The organism is Alteromonas sp. H02 (assembly GCF_059682525.1).
Genome location: NZ_CM185021.1, coordinates 3451642 through 3464099, shown reverse-complemented (window position 1 = coordinate 3464099; position 12458 = coordinate 3451642). Strand labels below are relative to the sequence as shown.

Annotated in this window: 14 protein-coding genes and 1 tRNA gene; 10 read left to right on the top strand and 5 right to left on the bottom strand. The window is 49.5% G+C overall.

Features of this window, described 5'->3' with window-relative positions:
• Positions 1–8: 8 nt before the first annotated feature.
• The 4 genes from AC566Q_RS16010 to lolB form a co-directional block, all read right to left on the bottom strand.
• Positions 9–956 carry a ribose-phosphate pyrophosphokinase gene (locus AC566Q_RS16010; RefSeq protein WP_499608030.1) on the bottom strand — a complete coding sequence of 316 codons (948 nt, stop codon included), beginning with the start codon at positions 954–956 and terminating at the stop codon, positions 9–11.
• Positions 957–988: 32 nt separating this feature from the next.
• A tRNA-Gln gene (locus AC566Q_RS16005) sits at positions 989–1064 on the bottom strand.
• Positions 1065–1084: 20 nt separating this feature from the next.
• Positions 1085–1942 (bottom strand): 4-(cytidine 5'-diphospho)-2-C-methyl-D-erythritol kinase, encoded by an 858-nt coding sequence (ispE, locus tag AC566Q_RS16000; protein WP_499608027.1) that lies wholly within the window; start codon positions 1940–1942, stop codon positions 1085–1087.
• Positions 1927–2529, bottom strand: coding sequence for a lipoprotein insertase outer membrane protein LolB (lolB, locus tag AC566Q_RS15995; RefSeq protein WP_499608024.1), 603 nt, complete (start codon positions 2527–2529; stop codon positions 1927–1929). The genes ispE and lolB overlap by 16 nt, the downstream gene beginning before the upstream one ends.
• 113 nt (positions 2530–2642) lie before the next feature.
• On the opposite strand from lolB, the gene hemA reads away from it, so the two are divergent.
• From hemA to kdsA, 6 genes are read left to right on the top strand one after another with little or no spacing between them, the layout of a single operon-like run.
• Positions 2643–3908, top strand: a complete 1266-nt coding sequence (gene hemA / locus AC566Q_RS15990; RefSeq protein ID WP_499608021.1) for a glutamyl-tRNA reductase — start codon at positions 2643–2645, stop codon at positions 3906–3908.
• 24 nt (positions 3909–3932) lie between these two features.
• A complete protein-coding gene (gene prfA / locus AC566Q_RS15985) occupies positions 3933–5018 on the top strand; it encodes a peptide chain release factor 1 (RefSeq protein ID WP_499608018.1) in 1086 nt (361 codons plus the stop codon).
• Between the two features lie 2 nt (positions 5019–5020).
• Positions 5021–5884, top strand: a complete 864-nt coding sequence (gene prmC, locus AC566Q_RS15980; protein ID WP_499608016.1) for a peptide chain release factor N(5)-glutamine methyltransferase — start codon at positions 5021–5023, stop codon at positions 5882–5884.
• A 53-nt stretch (positions 5885–5937) separates the two neighbouring features.
• On the top strand, positions 5938–7479 hold the full coding sequence (locus tag AC566Q_RS15975; protein ID WP_499608012.1) for a DUF3369 domain-containing protein: 1542 nt from the start codon (positions 5938–5940) through the stop codon (positions 7477–7479).
• Positions 7480–7527: 48 nt separating this feature from the next.
• Positions 7528–7902: a SirB2 family protein gene (locus AC566Q_RS15970; protein WP_499608008.1), complete on the top strand. Its 375-nt coding sequence runs from the start codon at positions 7528–7530 to the stop codon at positions 7900–7902.
• Positions 7903–7915: 13 nt separating this feature from the next.
• Positions 7916–8767, top strand: a complete 852-nt coding sequence (gene kdsA, locus AC566Q_RS15965; RefSeq protein WP_105935500.1) for a 3-deoxy-8-phosphooctulonate synthase — start codon at positions 7916–7918, stop codon at positions 8765–8767.
• Positions 8768–8839: 72 nt separating this feature from the next.
• Here the strand turns inward: kdsA and AC566Q_RS15960 are convergent, their stop codons facing one another.
• Positions 8840–9118, bottom strand: coding sequence for a hypothetical protein (locus AC566Q_RS15960; protein WP_499608004.1), 279 nt, complete (start codon positions 9116–9118; stop codon positions 8840–8842).
• Between the two features lie 219 nt (positions 9119–9337).
• On the opposite strand from AC566Q_RS15960, the gene AC566Q_RS15955 reads away from it, so the two are divergent.
• Genes AC566Q_RS15955 through rlmM form a run of 4 tightly spaced genes read left to right on the top strand, consistent with a single transcriptional unit; the run spans position 9338 to position 12345 of the window.
• Positions 9338–10237 carry a transcriptional regulator GcvA gene (locus AC566Q_RS15955; protein ID WP_123327001.1) on the top strand — a complete coding sequence of 300 codons (900 nt, stop codon included), beginning with the start codon at positions 9338–9340 and terminating at the stop codon, positions 10235–10237.
• Positions 10230–10859 carry an alpha/beta family hydrolase gene (locus tag AC566Q_RS15950; protein ID WP_499608001.1) on the top strand — a complete coding sequence of 210 codons (630 nt, stop codon included), beginning with the start codon at positions 10230–10232 and terminating at the stop codon, positions 10857–10859. The genes AC566Q_RS15955 and AC566Q_RS15950 overlap by 8 nt, the downstream gene beginning before the upstream one ends.
• Positions 10856–11260, top strand: coding sequence for a DUF423 domain-containing protein (locus AC566Q_RS15945; protein ID WP_123327003.1), 405 nt, complete (start codon positions 10856–10858; stop codon positions 11258–11260). The genes AC566Q_RS15950 and AC566Q_RS15945 overlap by 4 nt, the downstream gene beginning before the upstream one ends.
• Entirely contained in the window at positions 11260–12345 is a 1086-nt protein-coding gene (gene rlmM, locus AC566Q_RS15940; RefSeq protein ID WP_499607998.1) for a 23S rRNA (cytidine(2498)-2'-O)-methyltransferase RlmM, read from the top strand. Before AC566Q_RS15945 ends, rlmM begins: the two co-directional genes overlap by 1 nt.
• The last annotated feature ends 113 nt before the right edge of the window (positions 12346–12458 follow it).

Here is a 12458-nt window from a genome sequence, read left to right as displayed (position 1 = left end):
TCAGATGCTTAGTATTCAAACATCGCTGAAATCGATTCTTCATTGCTGATACGACGAATGGTTTCAGCCAGCATCTCAGAAAGCGTAAGTTGTTTTACCTTACCAATGGCAGCCATGTCGGTACTCAATGGAATACTGTCGGTTACAATAATCTCATCAATCACAGACTCTTTAAGATTATTGGCAGCATTACCAGAGAATATAGCATGGGTGGCATAAGCATACACTTTACGGGCTCCGTGGGCTTTCAGGGCTTCCGCCGCTTTGGCCAGGGTACCACCGGTGTCAATCATGTCATCAACAATAATACAGTCGCGGTCTTTTACATCACCGATAATGTTCATTACCTGAGCAACGTTGGCTTTCGGACGACGTTTATCGATGATAGCCAGATCAGAATCGTTAAGTAATTTTGCTGTGGCTCGCGCCCGCACAACACCGCCAATGTCTGGCGACACAACAATAGGCTCTACAAAGTCGCGCTGAAACATATCGTTCAGCAGGATTGGCGTACCAAATGCGTTGTCTACCGGGACATCGAAGAATCCCTGGATTTGCTCGGCGTGCAGGTCAATGGTCAGCACCCGGTCAACGCCCACGTTTGACAGAAAATCTGCAACCACTTTCGCCGTAATCGGAACACGAGCTGAACGCACACGGCGATCCTGACGGGCATAACCAAAGTACGGGATAACCGCGGTGATTCGGCCGGCGGATGCGCGACGCAGGGCGTCAATCATCACGATCAGTTCCATCAGGTTATCATTAGTGGGTGCACAGGTAGACTGGATAATAAAAACGTCCGAGCCACGGACGTTTTCATGAATTTCTACTGCGATCTCGCCGTCGCTAAAACGGCCAACGGTGGCATTTCCAAGCTTGGTATAGAGGCGATTGGCAACTTTCTGGGCTAGTTCAGGAACAGCGTTACCTGCAAAGAGCTTCATGTCTGGCACAAGTGTTTCCTCAGTGCATTTTAAGTAGGAGGTGGCTGGGGTAGCAGGACTCGAACCTACGGATGGCGGGATCAAAACCCGCTGCCTTACCAACTTGGCTATACCCCATCAATGTAAGTCGTTCTGGCTCAGGACATCTCTTGTAATTTTAATTGCAACGGTGAGGTATTTACGCCTTTGGCAACAAATCCGTGCCAGTTTTCAGGAAGCGCTTGCTGCACTGCCTTTGCCTGATCCGGGTTACTAAATGTAGCAAATACGCACGCGCCTGTGCCTGTCATCCTCGACGGTGCGTAGTGTAACAACCACTGTAATAATTTTGCAACTTCCGGTTGGCTTTTACAGACAATTTTCTGACAATCATTTTGCGTTGCATCAAAAGTATAATGCTGCCAGTCAATGGGGGTTGTATTGCGAGGTAAGTCAGGGTGTGAAAACACCTCAGCAGTACTGATGTTTACCCCTGGGAACACCACCAGATACCAGCTTTCATCGAGTCTGATCGGGTGGATCTGCTCGCCGACACCTTCGGCAAAGGCGGTTTTGCCGTGTACAAAAATCGGTACATCTGCGCCCAGTTTTAACCCGAGTTGAGCCAGTGTCTCGGTGGACAGACCACACTGCCAGTAATAATTCAATGCCACCAGTGTGGTGGCTGCATTCGACGAGCCGCCGCCAATCCCGCCGCCCATAGGTAATTGTTTTTCAATATAAATGTCGCAGCCTTGCGGGGTATTTACGTGACTTTGCAGTAACCTGGCAGCCCGGTAGATCAAATTATCTTCGGTATTAACTCCGGAAATGGCGGTAGCCAGGCGGATGTCACCACTATCATTGGGAACAAAAGCCAGTGAGTCGCCCTCATCGAGCATTTGAAACAGCGACTGCAACAGGTGATAGCCTTTATCATTGCGTCCTGTTATGTGCAAAAACAGGTTTAGTTTGGCCGGGCTCGGCCACCAGTCGAGACTTATTTGAGTGTCCATTGCGAAATTCTTATTTTTATCCACTGCTCAGGCTGAGCTGTATTAGTCAGTTTGATGTTGTGCGGCAGGAAAACTTCGTCTACCTGCCCGTACTGGGCGTAATCCACCTGCCAGCCCGCACACTGTAGACAGCCTGGCATGAGCTGTTTGAGCAAACCGTTATCGTTCAGGGTGTAGTCGTCACCGGCTCGGGGCACGCCCTTTACCCAGCTCAGCAGCTGATCAAGCGGTATGTCCCAGCCGGTAGTCTGATAGAGCAGGGCTGTGGCCGATGGGTCGGTATACACCTGGTCGTCTGCTTCCAGGCGTGCGCCGTCTGCTGTTTGTTCCATATCCACCAGGGTAACGCCAAGAAAGTTACTTAGCCTGAAAGTAAACAGCGGATCGCTGACCTGCCAGCGAAGATTGGCACTCACTGATTTTTCCGGCTCTCTGAGCGCCAGTTTACCGTTGATATTCCACTTTTTAATGGCGTCGAGTTTTATCAGCTGAGCCGGTAAATTTATCTGGCCTTGTGGCGCCTGAGGTCGTGTGGCACAGGCACTGAGGAAGAGGACGAACAGAACAATGAAAACCTGACGAAACACGGGCTAACCTATAAAATCTATTAAGGCGATAGTTGAACATAGAACTATCGACACTTTCAATCATTTTGGCTTTTTCGTACAATGCCGCTCCATTGTAGCCGTAAACGAACCCCATGACCCTGATTGCCCTCGGAATTAACCACAAAACTGCTCCGGTAGAGTTGCGCGAAAAAGTTGCGTTTACGCCGGATTCGCTGGTTGAGGCGTTGTCGTCATTAAAGCACCTGAACGGCGTGGATGAGTCGGTAATTGTTTCTACCTGTAATCGCACTGAAGTCTACGTATCCAGTGAGACCAGCTGTGCTGATCAACTGATTGAATGGCTGGCTGAATTTCATAATGTTGATGCCAGGCAGCTTAGTGCTAACGCGTACATTTATGAGCAGGCCGCGGCCATTGAGCATGTCATGAAAGTGGCCAGCGGTCTGGATTCACTGGTGCTGGGCGAACCGCAAATTCTGGGGCAAATCAAACAAGCCTATAATAATGCCAAGCATTCAGGCATGGTAAACACTCAGTTTGATAAGCTATTCCAGCATACCTTTGCGGTGGCCAAACGGGTAAGAACCGATACCGAGATTGGTGCCAACGCGGTGTCTGTGGCATTCGCTGCAGTGCAGCTGGCAAAGCACATTTTTGCTCGTTTACCTGAGCGCTCGGTATTGCTGGTGGGGGCCGGAGAAACTATCGAGCTGGTCGCTCAGCATCTTAAAGAACAAGGGGTACAAAAACTTGCGGTAGCAAACCGTACCCGTGCTCGCGCAGAAACACTGGCGGCCAGTTTGGGGGCTGATGTGATGACCCTGAGCCAGTTGCCGGAAACCCTGCACAGGTTTGATATTGTTATCAGCTCCACTGCCAGTCAGCTGCCACTTATTGGTAAAGGGATGGTGGAAGACGCGCTCAAACACCGGCGCAACCTGCCCATGTTTATGGTCGACCTTGCTGTACCCAGGGATATTGAAGCCCAGGTCAACGAATTGGGTGACGCCTACTTATATACGGTGGATGATTTACAGCACATAGTGCAACAAAACATGGCATCCCGTGAGCAGGCAGCCGAAGAAGCTGTTAAAATTATTCAGCAACAGGTTATGAGCTATCTGCAGTGGCAGCAGTCGCGTCAGACAGTAGATTTGGTCAAGCAGTACCGCGATCGTGGCAACCTGCAGCGTCAGGAACTGGTCGATAAAGCCCTTAAACAGTTGCAGGAAGGCAAAGCGGCCGAAGCCGTGGTAGAAGAGCTGGCCTACAAGTTAACCAATAATTTATTACATGCGCCCACTCGCGCGTTGCGTGATGCATCAACCCAGGTTGATCAGCGCGCCACTAAGTGGCTGAGCCGCGTGTTTGAACTGGACAGTGACGAGTCCAGGTAATTTGTATTTTATTTCAGGAAAAGTATGAAAGAATCCGTTGTCATTAAGTTGGAAAATCTGGTTGAACGTTTTGCTGAGGTGCAGGCGCTGTTGAGCGATCCCGGCGTTATCGGCGATCAGGACAAATTCCGTGCTTTGTCAAAAGAGTTTAGCCAGTTAGAAGACGTGGTAGCGGGTTTTAACGCTTATAAACAGGCAGAAGAAGATTTAGCCTCAGCCACAGAAATGATGGCTGAAGATGACGCAGAAATGCGTGAAATGGCCCAGGAAGAGATGAAAACAGCCAGGCAGGAAATCGAACGCCTTGAGGCTGAGCTGCAAATCCTGTTGTTACCGCGCGATCCTAACGATGACCGCAACTGCTTTCTGGAAATCCGCGCCGGTGCCGGTGGTGACGAAGCCGCCATTTTTGCCGGCGATTTATTCCGTATGTACAGTCGCTATGCCGAAGCCAAAGGCTGGCGCCTTGAGATGATCAGTGCTAACGAAGGTGAGCATGGTGGTTTTAAAGAAGTGATTGCCAACGTAACCGGCGATGGCGCATACGGCGTGATGAAGTTTGAGTCTGGCGGCCACCGTGTTCAGCGTGTGCCGGAAACCGAATCTCAGGGCAGGGTGCATACCTCAGCCTGTACTGTCGCTGTATTACCTGAGATACCGGAATCTGAAGCCATCGAAATAAACCCGGCAGACCTGCGTATTGATACCTTCCGCGCCTCAGGTGCTGGTGGTCAGCACGTTAACAAAACCGACTCCGCAATTCGAATCACTCACTTGCCTTCAGGCGTGGTGGTAGAATGTCAGGATGAGCGCTCACAGCATAAAAACCGCGCCAAGGCGATGTCAGTGCTGTCGGCTCGCTTAAACCAGATTGAAGAAGATAAGCGAGCGGCTGAAGAAGCCTCTACGCGGCGTAATCTGGTAGGTAGTGGCGACCGCTCAGAGCGGATCCGCACTTATAACTTTCCTCAGGGTAGGGTAACGGACCACCGTATTAACCTTACGCTTTATCGCCTCGACGAAGTGATTGAAGGCAATCTGGGCCTGCTGCTAGAACCTATCCGTCAGGAACATCAGGCTGATCTGCTGGCCTCGCTGGCCGACGATTAACCGTGCATTGCAAGGATAGCGATGCTGCAACAATTGCCGAGGCGCTGGCCTGGGCAACAGCTGAGCTGCAAGACGGCGAGTCACCGGCCGTAGATAGCCGGGTGCTGCTTTGTGCCGTGCTCGATTGTCAGCGAACCTACCTGTTCACCTGGCCTGATAAAGCCCTGTCAGAGGCACAATACACGCGCTACAAAAACCTGATTGCCAAACGCCGCGAGGGATACCCCGTGGCTTACCTTACCGGCACACGGGATTTCTGGTCGCTGACCCTCAAGGTTAATGAAAGTACGTTGATCCCGCGCCCTGAAACTGAGCTATTGGTTGAAACCGCGCTGGCCCTTGAGCTGCCCGAATCTGCCTGCGTGTGCGATCTTGGCACCGGTACCGGTGCGATCGCGCTGGCATTAAAAACTGAGCAACCGGCCTGGCAGGTTACCGGGGTAGACCGCATCACTGAAGCACTCGAGCTGGCGGCGGCCAACGCACAACTTAACGGGCAACTTGAGGTACACTGGCTGCTCAGCCACTGGTTTGCTGAACTTCCGGCAGACAGTCGGTTTGACCTGATTGTTACCAATCCTCCGTATGTAGAGTCTGGCAGTGAATATCTGCAACAGGGCGATGTACGTTTTGAGCCGGTTTCTGCGCTTACCGCCGGTGCCGACGGTCTGGAAGATATTCGCGAGATTATTCAGTATGCTCCCGATTTTTTATCCCCGGATGGTTGGTTGTTAATAGAACACGGGTATACTCAGCATGAATCGATAAAAACGCTCTTTGCAGAGCGAGGATTTAGTGCTTGCAGGGGCATCGACGACCTCAACGGGTTGCCAAGAATTACTCTGGCTCAGTGGCATAAATCCTAGCTTGTACATAAGCTTAATGGAAACGAAATGCTCACACAGGATGGAAATGCAGAATGAACGATGACGAGTTTTTATTTGTCGCCGACGAAGATGAACCAGAGTCGAATGAAATAGGCTATTGGAAAGTTCTGATTGTTGATGATGAACCTGAAGTTCACGCTATCACCAAGCTGGCACTTAATGATTTTACGTTAAACGGCCGGGCACTGACCTTCATGAGTGCCTTCGATGGCGAAGAGGCCAAGCGCGTATTGCGGGAGCACAGCGATATTGCTGTGGTGCTGCTCGATGTGGTGATGGAGTCTGACGACGCAGGCCTGAAAGTTGCCGACTATATTCGCAATGATCTCGAAAACCATTTTACCCGTATCATTCTGCGTACCGGTCAGCCCGGCCAGGCGCCGGAAAAAGATGTCATCATCAATTATGACATCAACGACTATAAGTCAAAAACAGAACTCACCGCACAGAAGCTGTTTACCGTGATCATTGCCGCGCTGCGCTCCTACCGCGACATTATCGTGATTGAAGAAGCCCGCGCTGGTCTTGAGAAAATTATTGACGCCTCAGCCGATTTATTTTCGTCACGTTCTTTGGAAGGTTTTATGCGCGGCCTTATCCAGCAATTAGCCTCCATCCTGGGTGGGGCAAAAAACGCCGCTTACATTACCTCGGCCGTGGCTTTGCCTAAACCGACCAGTCAGGCCGGCGAAATGTATATTTTTGCCGGTAACGGCGAATACGCCGGTAAAGAGGGCAATCGCCTGAAAGATTCCCTTAACGAGTTTGAATATCAGCTTTGTCAGGATGCACTTCGGGAACAACAAGTCGTATATGCCGAGGAGCATTTAGTGGCTTACTGCCGAAGTAACAAAAATCATGGCTCATTGCTGTTTTTAACCGGCTTGCCTCGTCCGGTGAATGATATTGATAAACGACTGGTGCAAAAGTTTACCAAAAATGTGCAACTGGCGTTTGATAATCTGCTCGACAGCGCCGAGCTGAATGAAACCCACTACGAGATAGTGCAGCGCTTGGGGGATGCCATGGACAGCCGTGTAACCGACGAGTACCATGCCCAGCGCTTAAATCACATGAGTGAGCTTTTTGCCCGGTTGGCGGGGATGCCCGAAGCGGAGATTCAGCAGTTTCTCACCGCCTTGCCGCTGCATAACGTAGGTAATTCATTCGTGCCGTATTCGTTGTTGAATAAAGACGCTCCGTTAACGGATGAGGAATATCATCAGATACAAAAGCATGCCGAATTTGGCTATCTGATTTTTAAAGATTCCAAACGGCCGGTAATCAGACTGGCTGCACAATTGGCTCGTCATCACCACGAAAGGTGGGACGGCAATGGCTACCCAGACGGCCTGGCTGGCAATGACATTAGTTTGCAAAGCCGTATGCTGGCTATTCTGGATGCCTATGATGCGTTGCGTAATAAACGCAGCTATAAGCCAGCCTGGTCGCTGGAGGAAACAGTGGATACCCTTAAAAAAGCCGCAGGCAAGCAATTTGATCCGGCTTTAATCGATCTGTTTTTAAAGCATATCGACAGGTTTGAGGGGATTCAGGCTCAATACGCCGGTTAATCGCTGTTAACCGGTAATAACAACAATAAATCAAGGAGTGCTAGTTCTATGTACATGATGGCTAAACACCTGCATTTAACCGCAGTGGGCTTAAGTATTTTGCTATTTGTTATCCGCTTTTTGTACGGTCAGATGAACCCCGGCTTTCTGCAAAAGAAGTGGGTTAAAATTGTTCCCCACATTATTGATACCGTTTTATTACTGAGTGCGATTTGGTTATGCGTTATTCTCGCTCAGTATCCTTTTGTTAATGGCTGGCTGACATTCAAGGTTATTGGCGTAATTGCCTATGTTGGCCTTGGCATGATGGCACTTAAGCGGGCAAAAACGCCGCCACTAAAATGGGGTGCATTTTTAGCGGCGCTTGTTGTGCTGGGATTAACAGCCAAAGTCGCTGTCACCAAACAGGTGTTTTTCTTATAACCGGAAATTGTTTATGACTAAAATTAATCAGGTAACCGTGGCTGACATCCCTGTTGCCAACGATAAGCCTTTCGTTCTGTTTGGCGGAATGAACGTACTCGAATCACGTGATCTGGCGATGCAGATTGCTGAACACTACGTAGAAGTGTGCAGCAAGCTTAATATTCCTTATGTCTTTAAGGCGTCTTTCGACAAAGCCAACCGCTCGTCGGTGCACTCATATCGTGGCCCTGGCATGGAAGAAGGCCTTAAAATCTTTGAAGAAATTAAGCGTACCTTCAATGTGCCCATCATTACTGATGTGCATGAACCTTATCAGGCAGCCCCGGTGGCCGAGGTGGTGGATGTGATCCAACTTCCTGCGTTTCTTGCCCGGCAAACCGATCTGGTAGTTGCTATGGCAGAGACCGGCGCTGTTGTTAATGTTAAGAAACCACAGTTTCTTGCGCCTCATGAAATGCGTCATATCATTAAGAAATTTGGCGAAGCAGGTAACGATAAGATTATCCTCTGCGAACGTGGTAGTTGCTATGGTTATAACAACCTGGTGGTTGATATGCTGGGTATGGATGCCATGAAAGAGTATGCACCGGTTATCTTTGATGCGACCCATGCGTTGCAGAAGCCGGGCGGCAGAGAGACTTCGGCAGATGGCAGACGGGCTCAGGCAGCGCAATTAGCGCGCAGTGGTATGGCTTTGGGTCTGGCCGGACTGTTTATTGAAGCACACCCGAATCCGGATGAGGCCAAATGTGACGGCCCTTGTGCGTTGCCGTTATCTAAATTAGAGGGATATCTGGAACAAATGAAAGCGGTTGATGAGCTGGTTAAACAGTTTGCGCCGTTGGATACCAGTGCTCAGTAAGTAATGAAGGAAGACCTGAAATGCCGTGCAGAGTGTCTCTGCACAGCATTTGCCAGGTGTGAAGGCCAGGTTTTACTCAGTGCGAGTATTTGCTTCCTGGTTGGGCAGCAGACTGCTTTCGCGAGCGATAAGCATAGCGCCGTTAGTTTTTGAGTGTTGTTGCAGGGTTTCGTTAACCTGATTGATAATGCTCGATTCAATGTTGAGCACGGGTTGATCAATACTGATTTCAACCGACACCATGGCAGTGTTAACAGGCTGTAATTGAGTTGCCTGTAGTTCGTTTGCTAAAGTGGTAACCGACCAGCCCATAGTGGCCAGCATAAAGACTGCTGTAAGTTGTTTTTTCATATTCACACCTAAATAAATTAATAAAGTTGGTTGTAGTAAAAATGTTAAAAATTAACATTTTCGAATTATCTTAACCTTCTGCGTTAAAAGAAGATTTTTCAAATTTCGGGTGAATAATAGACAGTTTATGTAATCCTGAAAAATGAAAAAAATTACCTTGTTTGGATTAGAAAAACTTATGAGTGTTTCATTGTCCTGTCATACTAGCCGTGGTGCCTGATGCAACGCCGTTTACCTCCCTTAAATGCGCTCAAAGCCTTTGAAGCCGCGGCGCGCCATTTGAGCTTTACCCGCGCGGCCGACGAGTTGTTTGTTACACAGGCAGCGGTGAGCCATCAAATTAAGGCATTAGAAGATTTCTTATCGCTGAAATTATTCATCCGGCGTAATCGCACTTTGCTGCTTACCGAAGAAGGGCAGGCATACTTTTTAGAACTGAAAGATATTTTTAAAAACCTCCAGGATGCTACCGAACGGCTGCTGGCCCGCGGCAGTAAAGGGGCTATCACTGTTGCTACTCCGCCGAGTTTTGCCAGTCAGTGGCTGGTTCCCAGGATCAGTCAGTTTAGTCAGCTATTCCCGGACATTGATGTTCGCCTGAAAGCTATCGATTTTGATGAAGGCTTCCTGACCGATGATATCGACGTTGCCATTTACTATGGCCGCGGGCGCTGGAACGGTATTCAGGCGGACAAACTGCACACCGAATTTTTAACCCCGCTGTGTTCACCCAGTTTGTTTCAGGGCAGTAAACCGCTTAAAACACTTTCGGATCTGAAGCATCATGTGCTGTTACACGATTCCAGCCGTGCTATCTGGAAAATGTGGTTACAGCATTTCAAAGTGGCCGGTGTTAACGTTAATCAGGGCCCGGTTTTCAGCCATTCCATGATGGTTATGCAGGCTGCCGCACTGGGGCAGGGGATTGCCCTGGGTAATTCTGTACTGGCCAAGCCTGAACTGGATGCCGGCAGGCTGATAATGCCTTTTGAAGAGAAATTAGAAAGTCGGGACGCTTATTACCTGGTGTATCACGAAGGGCAGGGTGAATCTGGTAAGATTGCCGCATTTCGTGAATGGGTAATCAATTTAGTTAAAGAGGAACAAGCTTTTGTCTGAGTGGTATGTCGACACGCCGGCTAAACCGGTAGCCACCGTAATTTTAGCCCATGGGGCCGGTGCCGGAGCAGAGTCAGAGTTTATGGTCGATATGGCTGCGCAACTGGCTGCACGTAATATTAATGTAGTACGGTTTAATTTTCCGTACATGGAAATCATTAAGGAAACCGGCAAAAAGCGCCCGCCGGATAAAATGCCGAAACTGGAAGAGCGTTTTCATACCATGATTGAAAACGTGCAGGCTAAATGGCCGGATTTGCCATTGTTCATTGGCGGCAAAAGTATGGGTGGCCGGGTTGCCACCTTGATCCTTGAGCAATCCAAAGCGTTGGGTGCTATTGCACTTGGCTATCCTTTCCACCCGCCGGGCAAACCAGAAAAACTGCGCACCGAGCATCTGCTGGCGCTGGAAAAGCCACTGCTGATCATTCAGGGAGAACGGGATACCTTTGGCCGTCGTGAAGAAGTGGAAAGCTATGGTTTGTCCTCTGCGGTACAAACTGCCTTTCTGGCTGATGGTGACCACAGTTTTAAGCCAAGAAAGGCCAGTGGCCTTACTCAGGATGAGCATATCCAAAGTGCGGCCAGACTGAGTGTCGCTTTTATCGAGGCACTGGTATGAGACTGTATGTAATGATCGGCGCTTTGCTGGCGTTATTGGGCGTAATGCTGGGAGCGTTTGGCGCTCACGGCCTGAAAAACATTCTGGACGCCAGCGCGCTGGCCACTTTTGAGGTCGGCGTGCGTTATCAGATGTACCATGCTCTGGCAATTTTACTGGTGGGCGGACTGGCCGCTCAGGCCAGTCTGGTATGGCGTAAGCGCGCGGCGTTATTGTTTATTATTGGCAGTGTGTTGTTTAGCGGCAGTATTTATCTGTTGGTATTAACCGGCCAGAAATGGCTGGGACCGGTCACTCCGCTTGGCGGTCTTTGCCTGATGCTGGGGTGGGGAGCCCTGGTGATTGGCGTGATTAAAGGTGCAGATAACGGCGCTGAAATCAGGCCCGGGAGTGATGACTGATGAACGACGCACAACAAAGTATCATTGCCTATTGCCGCCCCGGGTACGAGGTTGATACTGGTAACGAACTAACGGAACTGGCTACGCAAAAAGCGCTGTATGGGTATCCGGTATTCAAAGCCGGTGAGGGCTATATTCGCTTTCAGTTCCATGTGCCGGATCACGCAGAGCAATTTATTAATGAAGTAGCGGTCAGTGATACTATTTTCCCCCGCCAAATGTTTTTAGTGCTGGCCAGTATTGCCATTGAAGATAAGTCAGATCGCATCGGGCCGGTATTACACGCTTTAGCGCAAAGTGATATCAGCCGCTGCGGTACCTTGTTTGTGGACTATCCGGATACCGAAGATGGCAAAGCGCTGGCCAAGTTATGCCGTAAGTTTGCGGTGCCTTTACGTCAGGCGTTACGTGCTAAAGAGCTTCTCACCCGCAAAGAGCAACTTAATTTAGCGGCCTTGCATGTCTTTTTTACCTCTGGTGAAGCCTGTTATGTGGGTGTGAGTCAGGCGAAAATGCGCAGTCCTTTTGAAAACGGTATCTGCCGTTTAAAGTTTCCTCCTAAAGCGCCCAGCCGTTCTACACTTAAGCTGGAAGAAGCGCTGTTAACCATGCTCAGCGCCCGCCAGCGCGATGCAATTTGCCGCGCTGGTGCCAGAGCGGTTGATCTGGGAGCCTGCCCTGGTGGCTGGACTTATCAGTTAGTATCGCGCGATATGCATGTTGAAGCCGTGGATAATGGTAAAATGGCAGATGACCTGATGGCCACTGGTCTGGTAGACTATCGCGCCGAAGATGGTTTTAAGTATCGTCCGCAGATGGGCCATGTTGAGTTGCTGGTCTGCGACATGATTGAAAAACCCGACAGGGTGGCGGTGCTGATGGCGAACTGGTTAACCCGTAACTGGGCAACCCATGCAATTTTTAATTTAAAATTGCCAATGAAACGTCGCTATGAGACCGTACGCGCCGCAATTGAAGCGGTGGGATCACAATTAGCGTCAGCTAATATCAACGCAAGTATGGTTATACGTCACCTCTATCATAATAGAGATGAGGTTACGGTTGCCGTGATCCGCAAGAATTGATGTGATTTATCTTTTAAAACAGTAATTTAGGTGAAAGCGGCCGAGTTTTCGCTGGATAAGTTTTAGTCTTTTTTCATAAAGGACTATAAATCCGGTATGGAAATCCTATATAA